The sequence below is a fragment of the Actinokineospora auranticolor genome (genome assembly GCF_041897805.1).
Lineage (GTDB): Bacteria > Actinomycetota > Actinomycetes > Mycobacteriales > Pseudonocardiaceae > Actinokineospora > Actinokineospora auranticolor.
In genome coordinates this window covers 6,334,150-6,358,659 of the sequence record NZ_CP154825.1, presented here as the reverse complement: position 1 = coordinate 6,358,659, position 24,510 = coordinate 6,334,150, and the positions used below count along the sequence as shown (strand labels likewise).

Annotated in this window: 19 protein-coding genes; 13 read left to right on the top strand and 6 right to left on the bottom strand. The window is 70.4% G+C overall.

Going from position 1 to position 24,510, the window contains the following annotated elements; translation table 11 throughout:
- Positions 1 to 84: 84 nt before the first annotated feature.
- The 8 genes from thyX to V5P93_RS27620 all read left to right on the top strand — a co-directional run bounded on the left by thyX (position 85) and on the right by V5P93_RS27620 (position 10,715).
- Positions 85 to 837 carry an FAD-dependent thymidylate synthase gene (thyX, locus tag V5P93_RS27655; protein ID WP_104479587.1) on the top strand — a complete coding sequence of 251 codons (753 nt, stop codon included), beginning with the start codon at positions 85 to 87 and terminating at the stop codon, positions 835 to 837.
- 3 nt (positions 838 to 840) lie between these two features.
- Positions 841 to 1,245 carry an ACT domain-containing protein gene (locus V5P93_RS27650; protein WP_104479588.1) on the top strand — a complete coding sequence of 135 codons (405 nt, stop codon included), beginning with the start codon at positions 841 to 843 and terminating at the stop codon, positions 1,243 to 1,245.
- Positions 1,246 to 1,307: 62 nt separating this feature from the next.
- Positions 1,308 to 2,762, top strand: coding sequence for a serine/threonine-protein kinase (locus tag V5P93_RS27645; protein WP_245931306.1), 1,455 nt, complete (start codon positions 1,308 to 1,310; stop codon positions 2,760 to 2,762).
- 36 nt (positions 2,763 to 2,798) lie between these two features.
- Positions 2,799 to 3,416: a TIGR03085 family metal-binding protein gene (locus V5P93_RS27640; protein WP_104479589.1), complete on the top strand. Its 618-nt coding sequence runs from the start codon at positions 2,799 to 2,801 to the stop codon at positions 3,414 to 3,416.
- Positions 3,417 to 3,509: 93 nt separating this feature from the next.
- Positions 3,510 to 4,523 carry a 4-hydroxy-tetrahydrodipicolinate synthase gene (gene dapA, locus V5P93_RS27635; RefSeq protein ID WP_104479590.1) on the top strand — a complete coding sequence of 338 codons (1,014 nt, stop codon included), beginning with the start codon at positions 3,510 to 3,512 and terminating at the stop codon, positions 4,521 to 4,523.
- Positions 4,524 to 4,782: 259 nt separating this feature from the next.
- Positions 4,783 to 6,432 (top strand): ribonuclease J, encoded by a 1,650-nt coding sequence (locus tag V5P93_RS27630; protein ID WP_181043539.1) that lies wholly within the window; start codon positions 4,783 to 4,785, stop codon positions 6,430 to 6,432.
- Between the two features lie 87 nt (positions 6,433 to 6,519).
- Positions 6,520 to 7,467: a serine hydrolase gene (locus V5P93_RS27625; RefSeq protein ID WP_104479592.1), complete on the top strand. Its 948-nt coding sequence runs from the start codon at positions 6,520 to 6,522 to the stop codon at positions 7,465 to 7,467.
- A gap of 68 nt (positions 7,468 to 7,535) precedes the next feature.
- A complete protein-coding gene (locus V5P93_RS27620) occupies positions 7,536 to 10,715 on the top strand; it encodes an NACHT domain-containing NTPase (RefSeq protein WP_104479593.1) in 3,180 nt (1,059 codons plus the stop codon).
- Positions 10,716 to 10,846: 131 nt separating this feature from the next.
- Here V5P93_RS27620 and V5P93_RS27615 read toward each other — a convergent pair whose 3' ends face one another.
- The 3 genes from V5P93_RS27615 to V5P93_RS27605 form a co-directional block, all read right to left on the bottom strand.
- On the bottom strand, positions 10,847 to 13,078 hold the full coding sequence (locus V5P93_RS27615) for a bifunctional SulP family inorganic anion transporter/carbonic anhydrase (protein ID WP_104479594.1): 2,232 nt from the start codon (positions 13,076 to 13,078) through the stop codon (positions 10,847 to 10,849).
- Positions 13,079 to 13,258: 180 nt separating this feature from the next.
- Entirely contained in the window at positions 13,259 to 14,182 is a 924-nt protein-coding gene (locus tag V5P93_RS27610; RefSeq protein WP_374065093.1) for a DMT family transporter, read from the bottom strand.
- 649 nt (positions 14,183 to 14,831) lie between these two features.
- Entirely contained in the window at positions 14,832 to 15,653 is an 822-nt protein-coding gene (locus V5P93_RS27605) for a 1-acyl-sn-glycerol-3-phosphate acyltransferase (protein WP_245931308.1), read from the bottom strand.
- 96 nt (positions 15,654 to 15,749) lie between these two features.
- On the opposite strand from V5P93_RS27605, the gene V5P93_RS27600 reads away from it, so the two are divergent.
- From V5P93_RS27600 to V5P93_RS27590, 3 genes are all read left to right on the top strand, one after another.
- The gene (locus V5P93_RS27600; protein ID WP_104479596.1) at positions 15,750 to 18,215 is read left to right on the top strand and encodes a DNA translocase FtsK; all 2,466 of its coding nucleotides are present in this window, start codon (positions 15,750 to 15,752) and stop codon (positions 18,213 to 18,215) included.
- A gap of 204 nt (positions 18,216 to 18,419) precedes the next feature.
- Positions 18,420 to 19,043 carry a DUF5684 domain-containing protein gene (locus V5P93_RS27595; RefSeq protein WP_245931309.1) on the top strand — a complete coding sequence of 208 codons (624 nt, stop codon included), beginning with the start codon at positions 18,420 to 18,422 and terminating at the stop codon, positions 19,041 to 19,043.
- 64 nt (positions 19,044 to 19,107) lie between these two features.
- The gene (locus V5P93_RS27590) at positions 19,108 to 19,560 is read left to right on the top strand and encodes a hypothetical protein (RefSeq protein ID WP_146108042.1); all 453 of its coding nucleotides are present in this window, start codon (positions 19,108 to 19,110) and stop codon (positions 19,558 to 19,560) included.
- A gap of 56 nt (positions 19,561 to 19,616) precedes the next feature.
- On the opposite strand, the gene V5P93_RS27585 is transcribed toward V5P93_RS27590, so the two are convergent.
- Both V5P93_RS27585 and V5P93_RS27580 read right to left on the bottom strand, forming a co-directional pair.
- On the bottom strand, positions 19,617 to 20,069 hold the full coding sequence (locus V5P93_RS27585; protein ID WP_104479598.1) for a phospholipase: 453 nt from the start codon (positions 20,067 to 20,069) through the stop codon (positions 19,617 to 19,619).
- Positions 20,070 to 20,204: 135 nt separating this feature from the next.
- Positions 20,205 to 20,699, bottom strand: a complete 495-nt coding sequence (locus V5P93_RS27580; RefSeq protein WP_104479599.1) for an amino-acid N-acetyltransferase — start codon at positions 20,697 to 20,699, stop codon at positions 20,205 to 20,207.
- Positions 20,700 to 20,784: 85 nt separating this feature from the next.
- Between V5P93_RS27580 and V5P93_RS27575 the strand changes: the two genes are divergently transcribed.
- Positions 20,785 to 21,981 (top strand): acetyl-CoA C-acetyltransferase, encoded by a 1,197-nt coding sequence (locus tag V5P93_RS27575; RefSeq protein ID WP_104479600.1) that lies wholly within the window; start codon positions 20,785 to 20,787, stop codon positions 21,979 to 21,981.
- Positions 21,982 to 22,590: 609 nt separating this feature from the next.
- Here V5P93_RS27575 and V5P93_RS27570 read toward each other — a convergent pair.
- On the bottom strand, positions 22,591 to 22,929 hold the full coding sequence (locus tag V5P93_RS27570) for an MmcQ/YjbR family DNA-binding protein (protein WP_104479601.1): 339 nt from the start codon (positions 22,927 to 22,929) through the stop codon (positions 22,591 to 22,593).
- A gap of 150 nt (positions 22,930 to 23,079) precedes the next feature.
- Between V5P93_RS27570 and rimO the strand changes: the two genes are divergently transcribed.
- Positions 23,080 to 24,507 carry a 30S ribosomal protein S12 methylthiotransferase RimO gene (gene rimO, locus V5P93_RS27565; protein WP_104479602.1) on the top strand — a complete coding sequence of 476 codons (1,428 nt, stop codon included), beginning with the start codon at positions 23,080 to 23,082 and terminating at the stop codon, positions 24,505 to 24,507.
- The last annotated feature ends 3 nt before the right edge of the window (positions 24,508 to 24,510 follow it).

The following is a 24,510-nucleotide window of genomic DNA, read 5'->3' as shown; positions in this document are numbered from 1 at the left end:
GTGTCAGTTGATGTCACGCCGGGATTGGGCCGAATGGCGACTACTGTGGCGCCCGGACAAGGGTGCCGAGCCAAAGGACGTGCAGTGACCGAAACGGTGTCGCCGAAGGTGCAGCTAATCGCGAAGACGGAGTTCCTGACGCCGTCCGACGTGCCGTGGACCACCGACGCCGACGGCGGTGAGGCGCTGGCCGAGTTCGCGGGCCGCGCGTGCTACCAGTCGTGGCGCAAGCCGAACCCGGCCACCGCGACCAACGCGGGCTACATCCGCCACATCATCGAGGTCGGCCACCTGTCGGTCCTCGAGCACGGCAGCGTGTCGTTCTACATCAGCGGCGTCTCCCGCTCCCTGACCCACGAGCTGATCCGGCACCGGCACTTCTCCTACTCGCAGCTGTCCCAGCGCTACGTGCCCGAGAAGTCGGCCGCCATGGTCGAGCCCGACGTCATCGCCGACGACCCCGAGCTGCACGCCAAGTTCATCGCCGCCGCCGAGGCCGCCCAGGACGCCTACAACGAGCTGCTCGCCGGTCTGGAGCAGAAGTTCGCCGACGTGCCCAGCGCGACCCTGCGCAAGAAGCAGGCCCGCCAGGCGGCCCGCGCGATCCTGCCCAACGCCACCGAGACCCGCATCGTGGTGACCGGCAACTACCGCGCCTGGCGGCACTTCATCGCCATGCGCGCCACCGAGCACGCCGACGTCGAGATCCGCGCACTGGCCATCGAGTGCCTGCGGCAGCTGCAGAAGGCCGCCGCGAACGTCTTCGCCGACTTCACCATCTCGGCGCTGGCCGACGGCACCGAGGTCGCCTCCAGCCCGCTCGTCGCCGAGGGCTGAGCCGTGCGGCGGCTGGTCATCGACGTGATCGACGGCGGCTACGCGGTGACCCGGTTCGACCCGGGCACCGCGGTCTCGCCCGACCTGCTCGCGGCACCCGGCCTGGTGTCGGTCACCCGGACCCTGGCGGAGCTGTCCATCGTCACCCCGGCCGAGCACACCCCGGAGGGCGGCCGGACCGAACTGGGCTGGCGGTTGCTCACCGTGCGCGGCCCGCTGGAGTTCACCCTCACGGGGATCATGGCGTCGATTGCCTCGTCACTGGCCGCCGCCGGGGTGCCGCTGTTCGCGCTGTCCACCTTCGACACCGACCACGTCCTGGTGCACGACTCCGACCTGGACCGAGCGGTCGCCGCCCTCCGCGAAGCAGGCCACGACGTGGTGAGCGGCGTTTCCGACTCAACTTGACCCGTTTGGGGGTCGGGAGTCTCGTGGACCATTAGGATTCCGCGCGGCTGAGGAGGTTTGCGGTGTCGCAGGAACAGGGACCGACCGTCGCGCACGGACCCCGGGTCGTCGCGGGGCGCTACGCGATCCTCAACGAGCTGGGCCGCGGCGGGATGGGCGTGGTGTGGCTCGCCGAGGACCGGATGATCGGTCGGCACGTGGCGATCAAGGAGCTGCACTTGCCCGACGGTGTCCCGCACAGCGAGCGGGCCATCTTCGAGGAGCGGGTGCTGCGCGAGGCGCGCACCGCCGGGCGGCTCAACGACCCGGCCGTGGTCACGGTGTACGACGTGGTCCAGGAGACCGGGGCCACCTACATCGTCATGGAGCTGATCCAGGCGCCGACGCTGTCGGACGTGATCCGCGAGCGGGGTCCGCTGCCCGCCGACCTGGTGGCCAAGGTCGCCGAGCAGCTGCTGTCCGCGCTCGACGCGGCGCACCAGGCCGGGGTCGTGCACCGCGACGTCAAGCCGAGCAACATCATGCTGGCGGCCAACGGGCGGGTGAAGCTCACCGACTTCGGGATCGCTCAGTCGCTCGACGACCCCCGCCTGACCGCCAGCGGCATGCTCATCGGCTCACCGACCTACCTGGCGCCGGAGCGGCTGCGCGGCGAAGAGGCCGGTGCGAGCTCCGACCTGTGGGCGCTGGGCGCGGTGCTCTTCTATGCCATCGAGGGCTATTCGCCCTACGAGCGCACTACGACCGCCGCGACGATGCACGCGATCCTGAGCGAGGTGCCCTACCTGACCCGCGCGCAGGGTGCGTTGGCGTCGGTCATCTCCGGTCTGATGGTCGGTACGCCCGCTGCTCGTCTCACTTCCGCACAGGTGCGCGGCATGCTCTCCCACGTGCCGACAGGCCCACCTACGGGTCCGACAGCCCTGAACGCGGGAACGGCCTACTACCCGCACCAGCACCCCACCACCGCGGTGCCCGCCCCGCCTAAGACGAAGACCAACTTCAAGGTGCTCGCCATCGGCGTCGTAGTGGCGTTGGTGCTGGGTGTGGTCGGTGGGGTCTTCCTGAACAAGGCGATGAACACACCCGACCCGGTCGAGCCGATCCTCGCGCTCACCTACGGCGAGAACGGCGACCTACCCGCGTACGAGATCTCGGACGGCAACTGCGGCGACGCCCGATTGCAGAAGGGGTCGTCGTACTCGTCGTACACCGACTGCGCCAAGCCGTTCCAAGTGCAGACCTTCGGCTACCTCGACTTCCCTTCCGGCGCCACCAAACGGGCCTACAACGCCGCCCAGATCCGCGCGATCGGCGAGAGCTACTGCGGGTGGCTGTTCACCACCGACCGGGTCAACCGCGACACCAAGGGCATCCTCCGGTACGCGGTCGTCTACCCGTCGAAGGACTCCTGGGACGCCTCGCCGTCCGACGGTCGCGAGAACACCCTGGTCTGCGCCCTCTACAACAAGGACTTCAGTTCCTTCACCGGCAGTCAGGTCAAGGCCGACTCGTGAGGTGGACTCACCCGACCGGTGGGTAGGGTCGGGTCCATGGGTGTCGTCGGGGATGAACGCGCGCGGTTGTCGGAGCTGTTCCTGGAGGTCGGCCCGGACGCGCCGACCCTGTGCGACGGGTGGACCGCGCGGGACCTCGCCGCGCACCTGGTCGTCCGGGAACGGCGGCTGGACGCGGCGGCGGGCATCGTCATCAAGCCGCTCGCAGGTCACACCGAGCGGGTGCAGCGCTCTTACGCCGCCAAACCGTGGCCGGAACTGGTCGACCTGGTGCGCACCGGTCCGCCGGTGTACTCGCCGCTGCGACTGGTGGACGACCTGGTCAACACCGCCGAGTTCTTCATCCACCACGAAGACGTGCGGCGCGCGGCACCGGAGTGGGAACCACGGCCCGCGGACGCACAACGCGACAGTTCCTTGTGGACGAACCTCACGCGCGTGGCGAAGCTGCACTACCGCAAGAGCCCGGTAGGCGTTGTCCTGCGCTCGGGTGACCGGGTACTCACCGCGCGTCCAGGGCCATCGCCGGTCACGATCACCGGCGAACCGGGGGAGTTGCTGCTCGACGCCTTCGGTCGCGCGCAGGCCAGGGTCGCGCTGGACGGGCCGCCCGACTCGGTGGAGATCGTCCGGAATCTGGCGCGCGGACTGTGAGACGGCACCGCGGACTGTCCACATGCCCGGAAGTTGTCCACAACCTGGCAGTGGTAGGCGTCACGCAGGTGGCCAGCGGGTAGCGTCAACCCCATGACCGCATGCCCCACCGCCGCCCCGGGCCGCCCGTTCGGCCGGGTGCTCACCGCCATGGTGAGCCCCTTCACAGCCGACGGCACGGTCGACCTCGACCGCGCCCAGGCCCTCGCCGAGCACCTAGTGGAGCTGGGCAACGACGGCCTGATCGTCAACGGCACCACGGGCGAGTCGCCCACCACCACCGACCGGGAGAAGTCCGACCTGGTGCGGGCCGTGGTCGAGGCCGTCGGGCACCGCGCCACCGTGGTCGGCTCGGTCGGCACGTACGACACCGCGCACACCGTCCACCTCGCGCGCGAAGCGGAGAAGGCGGGCGCGCACGGGCTGCTCGTGGTCACCCCGTACTACTCGCGGCCGCCGCAGGCCGGGCTGCTGGCGCACTTCACCGCCGCCGCCGACGCCACGGGCCTGCCGGTCATGCTCTACGACATCCCGCCGCGCTCGGTCGTGCCCATCGAGGTCGACACGCTGCGCAGGCTCGCCGAGCACCCGCGCATCCAGGCGGTCAAGGACGCCAAGGGCGACCTGCTCGCGGGCAGCCAGGTCATCGCCAGCACCGACCTCGCGTACTACTCGGGCGACGACGCCCTGAACCTGCCGTGGCTGTCCATCGGCGGTGTCGGCTTCGTCAGCGTCATCGGGCACGTGGTCGCGGGCCGCCTGCGGTCCATGCTGGACACCTACGAGAACGGCGAGGTCACCGCCGCCCGCAACATCCACAACGGACTCCTGCCGGTGCTGCGCGCGTTCAGCCGGGTGGGTGGCGTGGTGTTCAGCAAGACCGGCATGCGCCTGCGCGGCCACGACGTGGGCGACCCGCGCCTGCCGCTGCCCCCGGCCACCGCCGAGCAGGTCGCCGCCATCGCGAGCGACCTCGCCGAGGCGGGCGTACCGTTGGCCGAGGCCCCGGCCGCGCACGTCGCCAGCGCGCGCGTCGCCCACGCCGACGCCAACGCCGCCTACGTCGCCACCACGACCCACACCAGCACCGGGACGGTGCGCCAGTGACCCGGACCCACCTCCGGCCCGCCCCGCCGCGGGCCGTGGTCCAGACCGGTGCGGTGCCGCTGCCCGTCTCGCGGACCGGTCGGGTCCGCGCGGCCGCCGGGCAGGCGCTCGGTGCTCCGGTCGGTCGAGGAGTCGTATCCGCTGTCACCGGGTTAGGGGTTCGGGCGTGAGGCACACCAACAACCCGTCGCAGCCACCGCGTTCGGGGTCGCAGCCGTCGCCGCGGTCGGGGCGGTGGCCGACGAACCCGCCGCCCGCGCTGCCCGACGGGGCGCTGCGGGTGTTCGCGCTCGGCGGGATCGGCGAGGTCGGGCGCAACATGACCGTGTTCGAGTACGCGGACCGGCTGCTGATCGTCGACTGCGGGGTGCTGTTCCCCGAGGACCAGCAGCCCGGGGTCGACCTGATCCTGCCCGACTTCCGGCCCATCGAGTCGCGGCTGCACGAGATCGACGCGCTGGTCCTCACGCACGGCCACGAGGACCACATCGGCGCCGTCCCGTTCCTGCTGCGCCTGCGCCCCGACCTGCCCGTGGTCGGCTCGCGGTTCACCCTCGCCCTGGTCGCGGCCAAGTGCCGCGAGCACCGCCTGGACCCGAAGCTGCGCGAGGTCAAGGAGGGCGACAAGGTCTCGTACGGGGAGTTCGACTGCGAGTTCTTCGCCGTCAACCACTCCATCCCCGACGCGCTCGCCGTGGCCATCCGCACGCCCGCGGGCGTCGCGCTGCACACCGGCGACATCAAGCTCGACCAGCTGCCCCTCGACGGCCGCCTCACCGACCTCGCGGGCTTCTCCCGGCTCGGCGACGAGGGCGTCGACCTGTTTTTGGTCGACTCGACCAACGCCGAGGTGCCCGGGTTCGTGATCTCCGAGCGGGAGATCGGGCCGGTGCTCGACGGGGTCATCGCGCGCGCCGACCAGCGGGTCATCGTCGCCTGCTTCGCCAGCCACGTGCACCGCGTGCAGCAGGTCCTCGACGTGGCCGTCGCGCACGGCAGGCGGGTCGCGCTGGTGGGCCGGTCGATGGTGCGCAACATGGGCATCGCCGCCGACCTGGGGCTGCTCAACGTGCCGCCCGGCCTGCTGATCAACCTCGACGAGGCGATGGGCATGCCGGAGGACGAGGTGCTGTTCGTCTCGACAGGGTCGCAGGGCGAGCCGCTGTCGGCGCTGTCGCGGATGGCGCGCGGCGAGCACCGGCAGATCGCCATCCGCCCGGGCGACACCGTGGTGCTGGCGTCGTCGCTGATCCCGGGCAACGAGAACGCGGTGTTCAACGTGGTCAACGGGCTGGTCCGGCTGGGCGCGCACGTGGTCCACCAGGGCAACGCCAAGGTCCACGTCTCCGGCCACGCGCCCGCCGGTGAGCTGCTGTTCCTCTACAACGCGGTCCGGCCGAGCAACGTCATGCCCGTGCACGGCGAGTGGCGCCACCTGCGCGCGAACGCGGCGCTGGCGGTCAAGACCGGGGTGCCCGCGGACAACGTGGTGATCGCGGAGGACGGCGTCGTCGTCGACATGGTCGACGGGCGCGCGGCGATCACCGGCCGGGTCGAGGTGGGCCACGTGTACGTCGACGGCCTGTCCGTCGGCGACGTCGGCGAGTCGACGCTGTCGGACCGGTTGGTGCTGGGCGAGGGCGGGTTCATCGCGATCACCGTCGTGGTCGACTCGGCCACCGGCCGCGCGGTGTCCCCGCCGACGATCTCCGGCCGCGGCTTCTCCGACGACCCGAAGGCCCTGGACAACGTGGTGTCGCTGGTGGAGATGGAGCTGTCGCACACCGAGTCCGAGGGCATCACCGACACCCACCGCATCGCCCAGTCCGTCCGCCGCGTCGTGGGGCGCTGGGTGGCGGACACGTACCGCAGGCGGCCGATGATCGTGCCGACGGTGATTCCCGTCTGATGGCGGGAATCGGCCGGCGGGCAACCGGTCGCCCCCACTCGGCGTAGTTCTGGGGAAGCACACCAGCACACCCGAGAGGACAACACCATGGGGGCATCTCTCACCCGACGGGCCGCGCTCGGACTGGGCGCGGCCGTCACCGCCGCCGTCACCGCGCCCGCCGCGGCTTCGGCCACCCAACCGACCTGCGCGGACGACATCCGCCGCGCCTACCGGTTCCACACCGGCCGCGCGGGCGGGGCCTGGGAGTCGGTCATCAGCCTCAACGGCCAGGACCTCGTCGCCGCCCGCGCCGACGACGTGGTCGAGGCCTACAGCGTCAACAAGGTCGCCGTGGCCACGGCCGTCCTGGACAAGGTCGACCGCGGCCTGCTCACCCTGACCCAGCGCGTCGAGGTGACCGCCGACATCGTCCTCACCACCGGGGACGGCATCATCCCCCTGGACGGGGCGTACCCGAGTTCGATCACCCTGGGGCACGTCCTGGCCCTGCTGCTCACCGTCTCCGACGACACCTGCGTCCGCCTCTGCGGCCTGGTGGTCCCGGCGCTGGAGGTGAACCAGATCCTGGTCGACAAGGGCTTCCCCAAGACCCAGGTGGATCCCGTCGCCAACCCCAACCGGTTCTTCCTGGGCAAGACGACCCCGCGCGAAACCCACGACCTGCTCCGCGCCCTCGCCGCCGGGACCCTGCTGAGCCCGGCCTCCACCGCGTACCTGCTCGGCATCCTCCGCTCCCAGGCCGCCCACACCGACGGCATCCGCCGCGACATGTCGTCGGTCGACCGCGCCCGGGTCGCCACCAAGGCGGGCTGGTTCAAGGACGGCCGCAACGAAGCGGGCATCGTCTTCGACGCCCAGAACAACCCCGCCCTCATCTACGCCCTCTTCTCCCAGGGCGCGGGCCCGGACCCCAACGACTTCGGCGGCACCCACCCGGCGATCAAGGCCCGAGCCGCCCTCGGCCCGCTTTTCCTGAACGCCGTCCCCGCAACGACTTCCCGCACCGCCTACGCCCCGACCAACGGCGGCTGACTGCTCCATTCGGTGGGTCCGACTCCACTTCGGACCTGGCTCACCCCGCCCTCCAGTAGAAGGGCGGGGTGAGCAAAGACCCCGCCCTCACCTACGAAGGCGCTCTGCGGATCCTCGGCCGCCACGAGCCCAAGGGCTTGAAGGCGGTCGACCTGGCATTGGGCGTGGGCATCATTGGCGCTGGTGTGGCGTCCTTGTTCGCTCCGGCTGCCGCGGCGGCGCTGTTCGCGTCGGTGTGGTCGTGGGTCGACCAGAAGAACGAGGCCATGGGGTTGGTTCGCGCGGCCATCGACAAGGTCTCGGGCCGGGCCAAGAACCTCAACGGCGTCGAACGTCGAGAGTTGATCCTCGCGGCTCACTCGACGCTGGTGGTCACCTCCTACTTCGAGGCCCTGCGCGAAAGCCTGGGCGAGGAGCGCTTCAAGGCGCTTGAGTTGACGGACGCGGAGATGCGCGCCCTCGCCGAACCGAGCGCGCGGGTGCTCTACCAGGCGGAGATCCCGGTGCCGTCGGCGTCGGCGGGGTTCGTCGAGAACCAGGGGAGGGTCGAGGACTGGCTTACCGCCCTCGACTTCCGGGTGCGCGAGTTCATCGACGGTCTCGCGGTGAACGAGCACACCCATCACCGGCTGTACAAGAGTGTCGTGGTGCGGGCGGGTGTGCGCTACCAGTCGCACTACCTGCGTCTGGCCGCCACGGTCCCGGAATTCCTCGCCTGGGCGTCCTTCGGCGAACACGCCGCGACCCGCTCGTCGATCCGCGATCTGCGGGCCGACTTCGAGATCGCGCTGATCGGCCAGACCGATGCCCTCGCGCGCATCGAGTCGATGCTGGCGCTGTCGGCACCCGCCGATCCTGCCGGCGATGCTCGTGCGACCGTGCATACCGGCAATCGGGCGGAACTGCGGGAGCAGATCATCCCGGAGTCCGCGGCTGCCAAGTACGGCAGCTTCGTCGTCTTCCCGACCGTGGATCGGTTGTTCGTCAACCCTCGCTACCGGTTCGCGGTGTATGGGCCCGATGCACAGCCGTCGGCCGAGAAGTGGTGGGGTGACAGGGAAGTCCAGCACGACCTCGACCTCCGGCTGGTGGCCCACCTGACCTCGGCGGAAGCCGCCCGCCGACCGCTGCTGATCCTCGGCCACCCGGGGGCGGGCAAAAGCCTGCTGACCAAGGTCCTGGCCGCTCGCTTGTCCACGCCGTCTTACACCGTGGTTCGGGTCCCGCTCCGGCACGTGGGTGGGGACCTGCCGGTCTACGACCAGATACAGCAGGCGCTCAGCCGCTCCACCCACGCCCGCGTCGAGTGGAAGGACCTCGACGCCCAGAGCCTGGACACCGTCCGCGTGGTTCTACTGGACGGCCTGGACGAGTTGGTCCACCAGACCCACACCCGGCTCAACGGCTACCTGCACGCCGTCGCCGAGTTCCAGCGCTGCGAGGCCGACCTCGGGCGCCCGGTGGCCGTGGTGGTGACCTCGCGGACGGTTGTGGCCGATCGGGTGGAGATCCCGAACAACACACCGATCATCAAGCTGGAGTCGTTCGACGAGGACCAGATCGCGGCCTGGTTGCGCGTGTGGCACGAGGCCAACGCGATGGAGATCGCTCGGGACACGGTCGGCATGGTCCCCCTCGAACTGGCCCTCGCGCACCAGGACCTGACCGGGCAGCCTTTGCTGCTGCTCATGATGGCGCTCTACGTCGCCGACCCGCTGGCACCGGGCCTCGATGGCGAACTCGCCCCGGTCGACCTGTACGAGCGCTTGCTCCGGCACTTCGCCGAACGGGAGGCGACGAAGTCACCGACAGGCTTGGCGGCACGGGAAGTCGCCAAGCGCGTGGACGACCACCTGGACCGCTTGGCGATCGTCGCGTTGGCGATGTTCAACCGGGGCAGGCAGGACATCACGGCGGAGGAGCTGCACGCGGACATCGCCGCGCTGGAGAAGACGAAGGACCTGCCCATCGACACAGGGCAGCGGGTTCTGGGGGAGTTCTTCTTCGTGCACACCTCGGAAGCGCGGTTCGGTTCGACGGAATCACCCCAGCGCCGCCATGAGTTCCTGCACGCGACTTTCAGCGAATACCTGGTCGCGAACCGGGTGGTGGAGGAACTGGTCGACGTCATGCGGGTGGCGTCGGCCGGTCGGCGGGGCATGCGCAAGCCGGATGACGATCTGCTGTTCGCCCTGCTGTCGCACGAGGTCCTCCAGTCGCGGGCGAACATCGTTGGCTTCGCCAGGGACCTGTTGGCTCGGCTGGACGAGACCGATCGGATTCTGGTGGCGGATGTTCTGGGTGCGCTGATCGCCGAGTACCGGGACCGGCACGGATCCGATGAGTACCAGGATTACCGACCGAGATCGGCAGACCAGGTCCGTGCCCTTGCGGCCTACTCGGCCAACCTGGTGCTGCTCTGCATCGCGCTTGAGCCGGATGGTGTTCGACTCGCCGCGTTGTGGCCTGACCAAGCGGACCCGCTGGTGCCCTGGCGGGCCATGCTCTCGTTGTGGCGAGCGGGCTTGGCCCCCGAGTCCTGGTTGGTGATGCTGGCCGCGCTGCACAACGAGGGCGGCGTGGTCCACGCGACTTCGGACTATCTGGTCAGCGAGGCTATCAACCACGCGGACCTCGCGGGCGACCTGCACACGCACCAACTTCTGCGGCTCGGTGGAGAGCTCTTTTCAGACTACGCTCGCCGCGATGCGAGAGGCGGGTTCCGTTCAGTTGGCCTTGCGACGGAAATGGTCGTGTCGCTGGTCCGGCAGCGACCAGTCGCGCTATCGCGGGCCGATACCGGGGCGTTGCGCCTTGGTGGAGATGATCCTCCGGTAGATCTTGGCATGTTGGTCCAGCGGACCCTCGTATCCGGTGCGCTTGTGCAGACTTTCGAATCTGTTGTAGAGATGGTCCGATACCTGTTTTTGGTTCGCCCTGGGGAGTATATCGATCGATATGCGCTGGCGGCCTCGCTGCTGGCGCACCCGCGCATTCTTAGTAAGATTCCAGATGTGGAAAATCAGCTTTTGGATGTTGCCGACCGCGGGATTCTGTTGATGTTGAGGTTGGGCAACTCGAGTCTCGAGGAGGACGAGCAGGAGCTTATCGATCAAGTTCGAGCGAAGTACGAGGCTCGTTGGGGAGTCGCGGAGGCCGTCATTGACGAACGGACCTTGAAGGCGATGCGTTCCGTCCTCGATGCCCACCGGTGGCCGAGGCGACCAGAATCGCGAGACTTGCCGTGAGCAGCTGCCTGAACAACGCGCGGCGGGCGGCGCGTTGTGAGCGGGTTGTGCGGGGCATGACGGGTCACCTCCGGTCCGGGCACCGAGTTCGTCTTTCTACATCGTCGGTGCCCGGACCGGTGTGACAGGCGTCACCCAGTTAGCGCTGCGTCCTCCAGCGGGGTGTACCTGTCGCCCGCCAGCATGTGCAGCGTTCCTGTGGGGATGTCGAAGAACAGGCCGACCAGTCGCACGTCGCTCTTCGCCACCTCAGGGATCTTCCGCAGGTTCTCCAGCTGCACGGCCACGTTCACCATCGAGAGCTGGTCGACCTCCGACCACCCCTCCGCCGCGGCCCGTTGGGCCACCGGGTGCCCGTCGCGGTAGGCGGCGACCGAGGGTTTGCCCCAGCGCAGCCACTGCGTGATCGGGTTGTCGTCGGTGGGGTCTGCCAGGAGGGCTCCCATGCCGCCGCAGCGGGAGTGGCCGCAGACGACCAGGGTCGGGACTTCCAGGGTGTTCAACGCGTAGAGGACGCCCGCTTGGACCGACTGGTCGTAGCCCTTGGGGTCCGGTACCAGGTTGCCGACGTTGCGGATCGTGAACAGGTCGCCCGGGCCGGACGCGGTGATCACGTTCGGCACGATCCGGGAATCCGCGCAGGTCAGGAACACCGCGTGGGGGCGTTGGATGCCCGCCAGCTTCCGCAGGTGCGGGCGGATGGCCGGGGCGCCGGTGCGGGCGTACTCCTGCGCACCCGTCACCAGGGGCTTCAGCACGTCGTCCGGGCCGTCGGAGCGCTGGCGCGGGATCATCGGCTCCGTCACCTGCCAGTCCGACCACGGCGAGAACCACCGCAGGCCCCGACCGTCCCGCTTGCCGATCCGGCCGATCTCGTCGACCAGGACCGTGCCGCCGGTGGACCCGTGCTGGCGGCGCCAGGCGGAGAGGTGTTCGTACGCCGCGTGGTCGAGGTAGTCGGCCACCAGCTCCAGGTGCACCGCGCTGCCGTCGGGCACCTGCGACAGCACCCGGGAAATCCGCGGGACGGACAGGAAGCTGAGCGTGCCCTCGACGATGACCGCGCACATCGGGCGGCCTTCGGCGTCGACCTCCTCACCTGTCTCGACCCGCACCCGCGCCCACACCACGCGCCGCAGCATGTCGAGGAGGGCGACGGCGAGTCCGATTAGGACACCTTCCAGGAGGTTGAGCATCACGACGCCGACCAGGGTCACGGCGTAGATGTGCAGTTCGCCGTGTTCGCGGGCGTTCGCGATGTCCCGCAACCGGACCAGGCGCAGGCCGATCACGACCAGCAGGCCCGCCAGCGCGGCCAGGGGCACCTGCTCGACCAGGCCGACCAGCAGCACGGTGAACAGCAGCACCCACACCCCGTGCAGGATCGCCGACGCCCGGGTGCGAGCGCCGACGCGCACGTTGGTGGAGCTGCGCACGATCACGCCCGTGACCGGCAGGCCGCCGAGCAGGCCGGAGGTGATGTTCGCCCCGCCCTGGCCGACCAGCTCCCGGTTGAGGTCGCTGCGGTGGCCCTCGCGCATCTTGTCGACCGAGACCGCGGAGAGCAGGCTCTCCACGCTCGCGATGATCGTCATCGTCAGCACGCCGACGGCGAACGCGCCCCACTGGCCGTCGGGCAGCGACGGCAGCGTGATCGCGGACAGCGGGTCGTCCGGCAGGTCGACCCTGGCGACCTCCAGCGCGGTCAGCGCGGCGAAGGCGGTCACGCCCACGATCGCCACCAGCGGCGCGGGCACGCCGCGCAGCTTCGCGGGTACGCGCGGCCAGGCCAGCAGCAGTGCGATGACCACCAACCCGACGGCGGTCGCCGCCGGGTCGAGTCCCAGGACGGTCTCCGGCAGGTCGCGGACGTTCTCCCAGGCGGTCGACCCGGCCGAGCCGCCCGCGAGGACGTGCAGCTGGCCCAGGACGATGGTCACGCCGATGCCCGCGAGCATGGCGTGGACGACGGTGGGGGAGATGGCGAGCGCGGCGCGACCGACCCGGCAGGCGCCGAGCGCGACTTGCAGCACGCCCGCGCACACGGTGATCGCGCAGGTGGTGGCCCAGCCGAACTCGTCGACGAGTTCGGCCACGACCACGGCGAGCCCGGCGGCGGGGCCGCTGACCTGCAGGGGAGAGCCGCCGAGCGCACCGGCGACGAGACCGCCGACCACGGCGGCGATGAGACCGGCCATCACCGGCGCGCCCGAGGCGGCCGCGATGCCGACGGACAGGGGGATGGCGACGAGGAAGACGACTAGCGAGGCGGATAGGTCGAACCGGGCGTCCCGGGTGAGCCACTGGCGCACGCGCGCCGAGGGCGGGGCGTGGGCGGGACCGTTGGTGCGTACGGCACCCATGAGAACCTCCAGGTGTCGAATGAGCCGAGCCTTGGCGGACGTCGGTGAGCACATGGTGACCGATCGACCACGATGTGTCGCGTCCGCGAGGTAAACGACTCTTTACCTTTCACGGTTCCGGTGACGGCCAGGCATGGTCAACATTCACTCGACGGAGTGAACTTCACCGTGACGACGGTCTCATTTGGTGGGCAAAGGCTCGGCTGGTGTGACAGGGGTCCGAGCGGCCATCTGCACCAACGCGGCACCGGAGAGCAGCACCACCATGCCCACAATCTGGGCGGAGGACAGGGTTTCGTCAAGTAGCGCCCACGCCAGCAGCGTGGCCAGCACCGGCTCCGACAGCGCGAGCACGCTGGCCACTGTGGACGGCAGATAACGCAGTGAACTGGTGCTTAGCGTGTACGCGAGCGCCGTGCTCACCACCGCGACGGTCACCAGCAGCACCCACACCGGTGCCCCCGAACCGTCCTCGCCGCCGAGGTCGCCGAGGCGGTCAAAGGGCAGCGCCCATGGCGGGGAGACGACGAAGAGCCCCACGGCGCCCACGACCATGCCCCAGGTGACCATCCCGATCGGGTGTTGCTCACCCGCACCCTTTTCGCCTAGCAGGTAATAGCCCGCGGAACAGAGGGCGGCGCCCATGCCCGCCAGCAGGCCGGTGGTGTCGAGTTGGAGGCCGTCCCAGAACTGGGTGATCAACCCGAGGCCCGTGAGCGCCAGCGCGGTGCCGACCCAGAAGAGGGCGGGCAGGTGCACGCGGCGGACGAACCGCACCCAGAGGGCGACCAGGACGGGGGAGACGTATTCGAGGAGCATCGCGATGCCGACGGGGAGGCGTGAGACGGCGACGAAGAAGAGGAGCTGGACGAGGGCTACACCGATGAGGCCGTAGGCGACGAGGGTTTTGAGGTGCTCGCGGCGCACGCGGAGGATGTCGGGGCGGATCGCGGCGACGGTGACGAGGAGGACGAGGGCTGCGATGCCCGCGCGGGCGCTGGCTACCTGGTGGGGTGCGAAGCCTGCCTGCATGACGGACTTGGCTAGGGGGCCCGAGCTACCGAAGGCGGCGGAGGCGAAGAGGATGAGGAGTGTTCCGCGCACCCGGTGTTGCGCGGGCGTGCGAAGTTCGACGGTCGTCACAGAGCCCCCAGGGTCGCGCTTTGCGGGGATGGTAGGACGTTTCCGGCAAGGTGCGCACGGGTTTACCTGGTGCGACGGGACGGTCGCACCGTGTGCGTGGGCCCTGGACGGATCCAGTACGCGACCGCCAGCGGACTGCGTTGGGTTCGGCGCCCTGCTACGTCAGGTGGTGGTGGGTGCCGGGGTGGTTAGGGCGACCCGGGGTGACGCCCACGGTTTGGACGGTTGCTGGATGACCATCCCCGCGTGTGCGGAGACGACGTGGGTCCGCCAGAGCATGACGCGTACCTTGGCGGATCAGCCCCGCGTGCGCAGGGACGCCTCGAACTTCACGGGCACGGACGTCATGTTGTCTGGATCAGCCCCGCGTGTGCGGGGACGACATGAGGGGACTGGCGGCGGAGATCCGGCCGGGCGGATCAGCCCCGCGTGCGCGGGGACGACCCGGTGTACCGGTCGGCCTCGGCCGCCAGCGGCGGATCAGCCCCGCGTGCGCGGGGACGACCTGACGGATCGTGCGGGGGCGGAGGGGATCGGGGGATCAGCCCCGCGTGCGCGGGGACGACACTTGGTGACCTGCGGGTTCACAGGCCGCAGCGGCCGTTTTCCTTCACTTCGGTTGGGCGGTCTCCACCGTTGGGCGCCAGGGGCTGACCGAGTCCGTGGGGCGGGTCGGGTCGTGGAAGGCGGGGGTGTCCGGTTCCGACTTCCGCAGCTCCACCAGGTGCTCGGTGATCTGCCGCATGATCCGGGCGTGCGCCTTCACCGCGTCCCCCGGCTTCCCGTCGGCCAGATCCGACAGGTCGACCCGGGGCCCGAAGTGCACGCGGAACACCGGTCGCCTGCGCACCGCCTTGAAGAACGACACCACGAGCGGCTTCACGTCCGCCCACCCGCTGACCGTCTCCGTCCCCCAGCACACCGCCTCGTGCGCGCCCCACTGGCTGATCGTCACCACCGGCACGCCACCGTTCAACGCCATCCGCGCGGCGCCCGTCTTGCCGCGTTCCGGCCACAGGCCCGGCTCCCGGCTGACCCGGCCCTCCGGGTACAGCAGCAGCGGCACCTGGGCCGTCTTCAGCGTCTCCGTGGCCCGCCCGAAGGCGTCCGCGATGTTCGCCTTGCCGCGGTCCACGCGCAGGTGTCCGGCGGCGCGCAGGAAGAAGCCGAGCACCGGGGCGTCCAGCAGGCCCCCGGTCAGCATGAACCGGGGCAGGAACCCCGCCTTGCGGCACGCCTCCATCAGCACGAACGGGTCGAACATGCCGATGTGGTTGGCGGTCACGAGCACCGGCTTCCCGCGCAGCTCCGCCGGGAACTCACCGGTGATCTCGATCTTTCCCACGCTGCGGACCACGGCCGCGTCGATGGCGCACATGACCCGCCAGACCAGCGGGGTCTGGGCTCGTCGGGGGGACTGCGGGGCTGACATGCGCGTGAGCATGACATGTCCCAGGTCAGCGCCGACTTCGAGGCCCACGGTGTGGCAGCCCGCCCCTTCCCGATCGGGCGACTACGGTGTCCAGACATGGCGAGCCGGACAACTTCCTCCAAGGGGTCGACCTCCAAGGGGGCGAGCCGGGGCGGAGCGCGCAAACCCGCCTCGACCGCCAGACGCCCGTCCACGCGCAAGCCGCCGCCACCGCCGCCGAGCAAGGGCGTCATCGCCTCCGCCTGGGGGTTGCTGGCCAAGGGGGCCGGGTCGCTGGTGCGGGCGGTCAGCCGCACCAAGGAACTGGACCCCGCGCACCGCCGCGACGGCATCGGGTTCGCGCTCGTCGCGCTGGGCGTCGTGCTCGGCGCCGCCGTGTGGTGGCACGCCGCCGGTGGGGTCGGTCGCGGGCTGGAGATCGGCGTCCGCAGCGTCATCGGCGCGCTCAGCGTCGCCACGCCGCTGGTGCTGTTCGTCCTCGGCATCATCCTCATGCGCTCCGACCCGCAGCCAGAGAAGCGCCCCCGCTACACCGTCGGCTCCCTGCTGTTCGTCCTCGCCCTGCTCGGCGTCCTGCACGTCTTCGCCGGGCTCCCCAAGGACAACGCGGGCCGCAGCTACGCGGGCGGCGCGCTCGGCTACGTCTCCGGCGGCCTGCTCGCCCGCGGCGTGACGTCCTGGGTCGCCGTCCCCGTGCTGCTGCTGCTCCTCGGCTTCGGCGTGCTGGTCTTCACCGGCACCCGCATCCGCGACGTCCCGCAGCGCATCCGCGACCTCGGCCGCGACCCGGAGGACCGCGCCGCCGACGTCGACGACATCTTCGGCGAGGCAGGCGAGGCCGACGAGTCCGCCTACGAGGCCGAGCCGCCGCTCAAGCCGCGCAAGGCCCCGCGCCGCAAGCCCGCCCCGGAGGCCGCGGCCGAACCCGAGCAGCCGCCGCTGCCGCTGGACGAACCGCCCGCCAAGCCCAAGCGGGTCAAGGCCGCGCAGGTCAAGGAGACCCCGCAGGTCACCGAACCCAAGCCGGACAACGACGCGATCATGGTCACCCGGGTCGTGGACGGCGACTACCAGCTGCCCGACCCGGGTCTGCTGGTCACCGGCGACGCGCCCAAGGCCCGCAGCAAGGCCAACGACACGATGATCGAGGCGATCTCCGGCGTCCTCGACCAGTTCTCCATCGACGCCCAGGTCACCGGCTTCACCCGCGGCCCCACGGTGACCCGCTACGAGGTCGAGCTCGGCCCCGGCGTGAAGGTCGAGAAGATCACCGCGCTGACCAAGAACATCGCCTACGCCGTGGCCACCGACAACGTCCGGCTCCTCGCGCCCATCCCCGGCAAGTCCGCCGTCGGCATCGAGGTGCCCAACAGCGACCGCGAGATGGTCCGCCTCGGCGACGTGCTGCGCTCCTCGACCGCCATGAAGGACACCCACCCGATGGTGGTCGGCCTCGGCAAGGACATCGAGGGCCACATGCTGACCGCGAACCTGGCCAAGATGCCCCACCTGCTGTGCGCGGGCTCCACCGGTTCCGGTAAGTCCAGCTTCGTCAACTCGATGCTGGTGTCGCTGCTGGCCCGGGCCACCCCGTCCGAGGTCCGGATGATCCTCATCGACCCCAAGATGGTCGAGCTGACCCCGTACGAGGGCATCCCGCACCTGATCACGCCCATCATCACCCAGCCCAAGAAGGCCGCCGCCGCGCTGACCTGGCTGGTGGAGGAGATGGAGCAGCGCTACCAGGACATGCAGGCCAACCGGGTCCGGCACATCGACGACTTCAACAAGAAGGTGAAGTCGGGCGACATCACCGCACCGCCTGGCAGCGAGCGCGAGTACCGGCCGTACCCGTACATCCTGGCGATCGTCGACGAGCTGGCCGACCTGATGATGACCGCGCCGCGCGACGTCGAGGACGCCATCGTGCGGATCACCCAGAAGGCCCGCGCCGCGGGCATCCACCTGGTGCTGGCCACGCAGCGGCCGTCGGTGGACGTGGTCACCGGCCTGATCAAGACCAACGTGCCGTCCCGGCTGGCCTTCGCCACGTCCTCGCTGACCGACTCCCGGGTCATCCTCGACCAGCCGGGCGCCGAGAAGCTGATCGGCATGGGCGACGGCCTCTACCTGCCGATGGGCGCGTCCAAGCCGGTGCGCGTGCAGGGCGCCTACGTCAGCGACGAGGAGATCGCCGAGGTCGTGGCGTTCACCAAGGAGCAGGCGCAGCCCGACTACACCGACGGCGTCACCGCGGCCAAGGCGGGCGAGGCCAAGGAGATCGACCCGGACATCGGCGACGACCTCGACCTGCTGCTGCAGGCCACCGAGCTGATCGTGACCTCGCAGTTCGGCTCCACCTCGATGCTGCAGCGCAAGCTCCGCGTCGGCTTCGCCAAGGCTGGGCGGCTCATGGACCTGCTGGAGACCCGCGGCGTGGTCGGCCCGTCCGAGGGCTCCAAGGCCCGCGACGTGCTGATCAAACCGGACGAGCTGGAGAACGTCCTGTGGACCATCCGCGGCGGCCCGGCGGCCGACGACGGCGGTGACGACGAGGACTGAGCACACGCGCGGAGGGGGCGGACCGGGACCGGTCCGCCCCCTCCGCGCGTGGCGGCCCGGACCGCAGGCGCGGGACGGCGGTCCGCTTAGGTCTCGAACCGCTAACGACTGGATCGATCGGCTGCACGAACGGGCTAACGGGGACATGGTTCCGGCGGACTGTGCGTACGTGCCCGGGCGGGCGCGTCCTAGGAGAGGGACCAAGTGGGCAACTACTCAACCAGCTTCCCGACCGGGCTGGTCGTGGCGCTGGCGCTGATCGGCCTGGCGTTCGCCGTCGTCGGGATCGTGGCGATGTGGCGGATCTTCACCAAGGCCGGGCAGCCCGGCTGGGCGGCGATCGTGCCGTTCTACAACACCTACACCCTGCTGAAGATCGTCGGCAGGCCCGGCTGGTGGTTGGCGCTGCTGTTCATCCCGCTGGTCAACATCGTGATCCTGATCATCGTCGTGGTCGACCTGGCCAAGGCCTTCGGCAAGGGCGGCGGCTTCGCCTTCGTGCTGATCTTCTTCAGCTTCATCGGCATGCTCATCCTCGCCTTCGGCAGCGCCCGCTACCTCGGCCCGGTCGCGGACCCGGCGTTCGCGGCGGGCGGCCACGGCGGCTACCCCGGCGGCGGCTACCCGCAGCAGGGTTACCAGCAGCCGTACCAGCAGGGCTACCCGCAGCCGGGTTACCCGCAGCAGCAGGGCTACCCCCAGGGCTACCCGCAGCAGCAGCCCGGCTACCCCCAGCAGCAGCCGGGGTACCCGCAGCAGGGTTACCCCCAGCAGGGCTACCCGCAGCAGGGCGGCGGCTACCCGCAGCAGCCCCCGTACAGCGGCTGATCACCTTCCGGTGCAACCCCCCACCCCACCGGCTCCGTCCAGTCGGTGAAGGTGAGGAGTGGTGATGAAGGCGAAAGCGGTAATCCGGCTACTGGTAGTGGCGTTCGCGTTGTTGGCTCTTTCCGCGTGCGGCAAGGCCGACCCACAGGCATCCGGCACCGCCGGCGGCGCGGGCGGCACCCCGGGCACACCGGACCCCACCGCCGCGCCGGGCGCGCCACTGGGCGCCGAGTTCGACCTGGCCCGGGGGAAGACCACCACGGTCTCCGGGACCGGGGCCGCACCCGGTGTCCAGATCACCTTCCGGGAGGTGACGGCCGACAGCCGGTGCAAGCCTGGCCAGACGTGCATCTGGGAAGGCGACGCCACGGTCGTGCTCAACCTCGCCGGTTCGGAGGTCGAGGTGCACACGAACAAGCAGTTCGCCGTCGAGGCCGCGGCAGGCGGCTACCGCGTCAAGCTCGCCAAGCTGGACGTCGACGGTGTCGTGGCCACCTTGGTGGTGGACAGGGTCTGATAGACGGGTGGAGGGCGTGAGCGGCACTCACGCCCTCCACCCCTTTTTGTCCTCTGTCAGCTGTTGCCGAACTGGCGCACGGCCGCGTAGTAGATGTCCGCGGTGCGGTTGCAGGCCCAGTTTCCCGCGCAGATCGTGTACAGGTCGGACTTGAAGTTGTTGTCGATCCGCAGGCGGTTGTCCTCGGTGAACCGGCCCTGTCGCTTGTAGTTGCGGTAGCCGAAGTCGTGCCGGTAGCAGGCCTTCACGAAGTTGAAGCCGAACGGGTTGTCCGGGGAGTTCGAGCAGCCGTCGGACGACCAGTCGAGCTGGTTGGCGTACGGCTGGGCGGCCCGTGTGGACTGGAACTGGTTCAGGCTCTGGCCGAACAGGTAGCCGTCGGTCGTGGACTGGAGCTGGGCGGGGGGCAGGTCGGCGGCGGCGACGCCCGCACCGACCACCACGGTGGCGGTGACGGTGACGGCGGTGGCGGCGGACCGGGCTAACCGGCGCAGGGTTGAGGTCGGCACGTCTCACTCCTCGGGGACAACCGACTGACCGGGCAGGGAGTCGGTGTGCCAATTACGCACCGAGCGCCCGGTCCGAGGGCACCACCGTTCGGGCTACCCGGACCGAAATACCGGTTAAGGTCCGGTGACCGCCGGTCAGAGCTTGAGCAGCATCCGGGTGTTGCCCAGGGTGTTGGGCTTCACGTACTCCAGGTCGAGGAACTCCGCCACGCCCTCGTCCATCGACCGGCGCATCTCCGCGTACACCTCGGGGCTCACCGGCGTGCCGTCGATCGCCACGAACCCGTGCCGGGCGAAGAAGTCGGTCTCGAAGGTGAGCACGAAGATCCGCGCCAGGCCCAGCTCCCTGGCCTCACCGATGAGCCGCTCGACGAGCAGGTGCCCCACGCCACGGCCGCGCGCCGCCTGCGACACCGCGATCGTGCGGATCTCGGCGATGTCCTCCCACAGCACGTGCAGCGCCCCGCAGCCGACGATCTGCCCGTCGAGGTCGGCGACCCAGAACTCCTGGATGTCCTCGTACAGCGTGACCAGGGGCTTGGCGAGCAGGACCTTGCCGACGTAGGTGTCGATCACGGCCTTCATGGCGCGGACGTCCGTCGCCCGCGCCCGGCGTACCAGCGGTTTCACACCGGCGAAGATAGTCGCGCGTCGGGCGCGGGCGGTGACGGGGCAGAATCGGCGGGAAGCGAACCAGCGTCCCCGCGGAGGAGCCATGCGCGAAGCGGTCATCTGCGAGCCGATCCGCACCCCGGTCGGCCGCTTCGGCGGTGTGTTCACCGACGTCCCGGTCACGGAGCTGGCCGCGACGGTGATCCGTGAACTGCTGCGCCGCACCGGAGCGGGCGAACTCGTCGAGGACGTGGTCTTCGGCCAGTGCCACCCCAACGGCGAGGCCCCCGCACTGGGCCGGGTCGCCGCCCTGGACGCCGGGCTCCTGGTGGCCGTGCCCGGGACGCAGGTCGACCGGCGCTGCGGGTCCGGCCTGCAGGCGGTGCTCGACGCGGCCATGCGGGTGCAGACCGGCGCGCAAGACGTGGTCATCGCGGGCGGCGCGGAGAACATGAGCCAGGTCGAGTTCTACTCGTCGGCCATGCGGTGGGGCGTCAAGGGAACCGGGGTGGAGCTGCGCGACCGGCTGGCGCGGGCCCGGGTGACGGCGGGCGGGGTGAACTTCCCCGTGCCGGGCGGGATGGTGGAGACGGCGGAGAACCTGCGCCGCGAGTACGGGATCGGGCGCGGTGCGCAGGACGAGCTGGCGGCGCGGTCCCACCAGCGGGCGGTGGCGGCAATCGAGGCGGGGCGGTTCGCGGACGAGATCGTGCCGGTGTCGGTGCCGAAGCTCGGGGTCGTCGACCGCGACGAACACCCCCGTCCGGATTCGACGCCGGAGACCCTGGCGAAGCTCAGGCCGATCATGGGGCGGCAGGACGCGGACGCGACTGTGACGGCCGGGAACGCCAGCGGCCAGAACGATGGCGCCGCGGCGTGTTTGGTGACCACCCCGGAGAAGGCTGCCGAACTCGGCTTGCGCCCGTTCGCCCGGGTCGTGAGCTGGGCCGTGGCGGGAGTGGGTCCCTCGACGATGGGGATCGGGCCGGTTCCGGCTGTCGCGCGCGCCCTGGAGCGGGCCGGGTTGACGTTGGCGGACATCGACCTGATCGAGGTGAACGAGGCTTTCGCGGCGCAGGTGCTGGCGGTGACGCGGGAGTGGGGGTTCGGCGAGGGCGACTGGGACCGGACGAACGTGAACGGGTCGGGGATCTCGCTGGGGCACCCGCTGGGGGCGACCGGTGGGCGCATCCTGGCCACGTTGCTGCGCGAGATGAGCCGCCGCGACGCCCGGTACGGCCTGGAGACGATGTGCATCGGCGGCGGACAGGGCCTGGCGGCTGTCTTCGAACGCCTCTGACCGCTTGTCAGCCCTCTTCCTCCGGCCGTCCTCTGCCTCGCCGTGCTGAACTTTGCGGAAGCGTCGCGGACCTGCGGCGGGCCGGCCGGGTTCGGTGCTGGGGCTGTTCGGGCCCGGTTGACGGATTCGGTGGGCGCGGCTTCGGCTGGAGCGAGTTCAACGGACAGGCCGATCGCCGGATCCAGGTCAGTGGACGCGCGGACAGCTGCCACCACGGACGGCGGCGTCGACTTCCGCACGCCCACTGATCGGCCCGGTGGCCCGACCGCCCCTGGAGAGACGTCGAGCCGCGACGCGCGAGCCGCACACCGGCGCAACGCGAGCCTGCCCACGATCATCAACGCCGTCGTCGAGTGTCCCTGACTGCCTCAAGTCCAGCTTGCCGCTCCGGAAACGATCCGCTCTCCCCGAAAGCGCCCACTCCCGCCCGTCGTCCACGAACACCCCTGACCACTTCTCAAGATCCCCCCGCCGCCCCGAAACGAGTCCCGCCGCCCCGAAAACGAGTCCCCTCCCGCCCGGGGGCAGGCCCTGCCCCCGGGCGGGAGGGGACTTTTTTTGGGGGGCGGCGGGGGCGATCTTGAAAAGTGGGTGGGGGAGCGGGGCGGGTTAGGTGGCGTCGAACTCGGCGACGAGTTTGCTGGGGGCGCGGACTCGCCAAGCCTCTAGGAGGAGGTCGGTGAGGGTCGTGTTGTCCAGGGTCGAGAGGCGGACCAGAACGGAGGGGTAGCCGTCGTAGTGGGGGGTGGTGAAGTAGCGGTCCGGGTCCGCTGCGATGAGGGCCTGCTTCTCCGACTCGTCCGCGCACCACACGACCAGGGTGTCTTTGTCTTTGATTCTGGCGAAGAGCTTGTCCTTGACCCGGAAGCCGGGGGTTCCGTACGACGGCTTCTCCGTTGTCGCCGGTAGTTCCAGGGCCGCTCTGCGGACGTCGTCCTCGCTGGCCATGTCGATCTTCCCTTCACCGCGGTGGCACCTGCGCCGATCATGCCCGGCGGACCCGTCGCGGAACCGTCCGGTCCGCTCGGGTCCAGCACCTCGACACCAGGCGGTTACCCTTTGACCGTGTCCTCTCCCACCACATCACGTCGCGTCGCCATGCTCACGCTCGGTTGTGCCCGCAACGAGGTCGACTCCGAGGAGATCGCGGGGCGGTTGTCCGGCGGCGGGTGGGAGCTGGTGGACCTCGACGAGGCCGCCCCCGACGTGATCGTGGTCAACACCTGCGGGTTCGTCGAGTCGGCCAAGAAGGACTCGGTGGACACGCTGCTCGCCGCGGCCGACACCGGGGCCAAGGTGGTGGCCGTGGGCTGCATGGCCGAGCGCTACGGCGCCGAGTTGGCCGACAGCCTGCCCGAGGCCAGCGCCGTGCTCGGGTTCGACCACTACCCGGACCTGGCCGAGCGCCTCGGCGACGTGGTCGCGGGGCACGCGGTGCCCTCGCACGTGCCCGTCGACCGGCGCACCCTGCTGCCCATCTCCCCGGTCGAGCGGCCCGCCGCGCAGACCGAGGTGAGCGTTCCCGGGCACGCGTGGGGGCCGACGGTCCTGCGCAAGCGGCTCGACGACGGTCCGGTGGCCTCGCTCAAGATCGCTTCCGGGTGTGACCGGCGGTGCTCGTTCTGCGCGATCCCGAGCTTCCGGGGGTCGTTCGTGTCGCGGCACCCCGACGAGATCGTCGCCGAGGGCGCGTGGCTGGCCCGGGAGGGCGCCCGCGAGCTGGTGCTGGTCAGCGAGAACTCCACCTCGTACGGCAAGGACCTCGGCCGCGAGCACGCGGGCCAGGGGGCGCTGGAGGCGGTGATCACCCGGCTGGCCGCGATACCCGGCATCGACCGGGTCCGGGTGTCCTACCTGCAGCCCGCCGAGACCCGGCCGAACCTGGTGCGCGCCATCGCCACCACCCCCGGGGTCGCCGACTACTTCGACATGTCCTTCCAGCACGCCAGCGAGACCGTGCTGCGCCGGATGCGCCGCTTCGGCAACACCGAGAGCTTCCTCGGCCTGGTCGAGCAGATCCGCGCGCACTCCCCGGAGGCGGGCATCCGCAGCAACGTCATCGTCGGGTTCCCCGGTGAGACCGAGGACGACGTGGCGGAGCTGGTCAAGTTCCTCACCGCCGCCCGGCTCGACGCGGTCGGCGTGTTCGGCTACTCCGACGAGGACGGCACCGAGGCCGAGAAGCTCGACGGCAAGCACGACGTGGACACCGTCGCCGCCCGCGTCGCCCGGATCTCCGCGCTCGCCGAGGAGCTGACCGCGCAGCGCGCCGAGGACCGGATCGGCACCGAGGTCGTCGTGCTCGTCGAGCGCGCGGAGGACGAGGACGAGGACTGCGTCGGCCGCGCCGCCCACCAGGCCCCCGAGGTCGACGGCGAGTGCGTGGTCATCGACGGTCCCGAAGGCCTGGAGAGCGCTTCCTTCGCGGTCGGCGACCTGGTGCGTGCCCGCGTCGTCGACACCGAGGGCGTCGACCTGATCGTGGAACCCATCGAGATCGTCCAGCGCGAACCGGTGTCGCCGTGAGTT